Origin of the sequence: uncultured Meiothermus sp., from assembly GCF_937863175.1 — a bacterium.
Lineage (GTDB): Bacteria > Deinococcota > Deinococci > Deinococcales > Thermaceae > Meiothermus.
This window is the reverse complement of sequence record NZ_CALMCQ010000265.1, coordinates 1-2833: the sequence shown is the minus strand read 5'-3', so window position 1 is coordinate 2833 and position 2833 is coordinate 1. Positions and strand designations below refer to the sequence as shown.

Here is a 2833-nt window from a genome sequence, read left to right as displayed (position 1 = left end):
CCGATCAGCGCGCTCTGTCGTGCGGCCTCCGTACCCCCGCTATCCCACAGCAAAACGTTGGCTCCCAGTGAGATGGTGTTGCCCTGTCCCGGCGGATTAACCACAGTGGGTCGCAGGATCAGCGCAACCTGTGCTGTATAGTCGGGAATGCTTAACCCCAGGGTGGCGTCGAACTGGTCGGAAGTGTAGCCCAAACTTACTGTGAAACTGCTGCCTGTGCTGGCCCTGAACAGCGCCAGCTTGGCCTGCTCGAGGGCTACTACCGCCTGAGCTAGCGCAGGGCTTTGCTCGAGGTGGGCCGAGAGCTGCTCCGGCGTCGGCAGACTGGGCAGGCCCGTTGGCGGAACCGGCCTGCCCGGCAGGGTCACCAGCCCCAGCAGACTCGCCAATTCCAAGCGTTTTTCGCGTAAATCATTCTCTGCGCGGCTGAAGTTCTGCTGGGCGGTGCTGGCTGCTAGTCGGGCGTTTAGGGTTTGGGAAGGGGTAGCGGCTCCCAACTGCTGCTGGGTCTCGACCACCACCACTTGTTTCTGCGCTAGCTCCAGTAGCAACCCGCTCTGGGTCTGCTGCGATTCTGCCAGCAGGGCCTGCGAATAGGCTTGCACCACCCTGCGGGCCATCTCACTCCCAGTCTGTCGCAATGTGGCCCGAGCTGCATCTATCGCCAGTTCGGCCTGCCGCACTGCCACCAACGGCGCACTGGTTCGGCCTAGCGGCAGACTGAGGTTCAGACTCAGGCTGGTGCCCACGGAGGCAATGGTCTGGGTAGCCCAGGTGTAGCTAGCAGTTCCCCCTGCGCTGATCTGCAAGCCCGCCTGGGTTCGGGCTAGTTGCAGATCGGCCTCGGCCTGGCGCAGCTTTTGCTCGGACTGCACCACCTCGGGCGCACGCTCGATCTGGTTTAGGGCTTCGCTTAGCGGAAAATTTTGCGCCAACGCGAGACTGCTCAGCCACAGCCCACAACTCACGATCACCTCTAAGCTACCCAGGTTTTTGAACCCCGGGATTCGGAAAGGTCTTTCCCGATCCGAACCTGATAAGCCAGCCATGACCTTAGCCCGATGCGGGTCAACAGTACAGGAGCAAAATAGGTAGCGGTTCATAGCCCCACTCCGATAGCTAGAAAGTCCATAAGGTTTATCGTTGAGCGATCAAGCCCTCGCACGGGTCTTGCCAAAGCGCAGATACAGGCTGGGAATCACGAATAGGTTGAGCAACGTCGAGGTCACCAGACCACCCAGAATCACGATGGCCATGGGGTGCTCGATCTCGTGACCAGGGATGCTGCCCGCCACGATCAAAGGCACCAGGGCCAGGCCTAGTGCACCAGAGGTCATCAAAATGGGCGCCAGGCGTTCTTTGGCTCCGCGCAACACCAGCCCTGAGCCGAAGGGCTCGCATTCTTTTTCTTCGAGGTGCTGATAGTGATTGATCATCATGATGCCGTTGCGGGCCGCGATGCCGAACACCGTGAGGAAGCCTACCAGCGAACCCAGCGAGAGTACCCCGCTGCCGCCCCAGGCCGCCAGCACCCCGCCCACCAGCGCCATCGGCAGGGTCACAAAAACCAACGTGGCCAGGCGCCAGCTCTGGAACGAGGCCTGCAGCAGGAAGAAGATGCCGATGGCTGCTATGATCCCGAAGATCAGGATGCGCTGCTGGGCGGCTTGGCGCTCGGCATACTCGCCCAGCACCACTGCGTTGTATTCCAGCGGAAACTGCACCTTGGCCAGCGCCCGCTCGACATCCCTGGCCACTGAGCCCAGGTCGCGCCCCCGCACGTTGGCCTCCACGCTGATGCGCCGCGACTGGTTCTCGCGTTGGATCACGTTGGGGGTCGGCAGGACGCGCACGTCAGCCATCTCCTCCAGGCGTACGTGCCCACCCCTGGGGGTGTCAATCAGCAGCTCGCGGATCTTGGTCAGGCTGTTGCGAATTTTGGGGTCGCTCCAGACCCACACGTCATAGACCTTGTTGTCGCGGTGAATATCGCTGACCTCGGTACCAGCAACGAGCGTAGCCGCAGCTCGCCGGATGTCGCCTGGTTTGAGGCCCACCTGCTGGATTTTGGCCAGGTTGGGCTCTACCTGAATGTGCGGGATGTCCATCTGGAGTTCAGTGTGCAAGTCCACGACCCCCTCAATGCCCGAGAGCGCCTGCTGTACTTCCTGGGCCTTGGCTCGCAGGGTGAGAAGCTCGGGGCCGTAGATGCGCACCACAATTGAATCGGAGGAACCTGTAAGCACCTCTTTGATGCGTTCTTTCAAGTAGGTCTGCACGTCGCGCACCAGGCCTGGATAGCCATCCACGGTTTCCTGGATGGCGTGCACGGTCTTGTCGTAGTCCACCTTGGGATCCACGCTGATCCAGTTCTCGGTGAAGTAGATTCCCACCACCTCGTCGGCGGCCACAGCCCGTCCGATATGCGCCCCAAAGTTGCGCACCCCTGGAATGGCCCGTAGTTCCTTGCTAGCTTGGACGGTGATGCGATACATCTCAGGGTGTGAGGTGCCGGGCTTGGTTAGCCAGTGCATCAGGAAGTCGTGTTCTTTGAATTTGGGCAGTAGTTCCTGCCCCAGCAAGGGGAAGACCAGCAGACCGATTAACCCAGTGATTGCCACGGTGGCGTAGGCCCAGCGCGGGGTGCGGATGATCCCCGAAAGCAGCCGCTCGTAGCCGCGTTGCAGCCACAGCAGCAGCGGGGAAGCGCGGTGCGGCGCAGAGGGTAGCAGCATCAGGCTCAGTGCGGGCGTGACGGTCAGTGCAACCACCATCGAGGCCAGCAGGGCTAGCGCATAGGAGAGTGCTAGTGGCTCAAAGAAGGCCCCCGAGA

Annotated in this window: 2 protein-coding genes; both read right to left on the bottom strand. The window is 61.4% G+C overall.

Annotated features, from left to right (window positions below):
- A partial coding sequence (locus Q0288_RS09935; protein WP_299429940.1) for a TolC family protein occupies positions 1-1049 on the bottom strand: 1049 nt, incomplete at its 3' end.
- A 102-nt stretch (positions 1050-1151) separates the two neighbouring features.
- The coding region (locus Q0288_RS09930) for an efflux RND transporter permease subunit (RefSeq protein WP_299429938.1) at positions 1152-2833 on the bottom strand (1682 nt) is incomplete at its 5' end.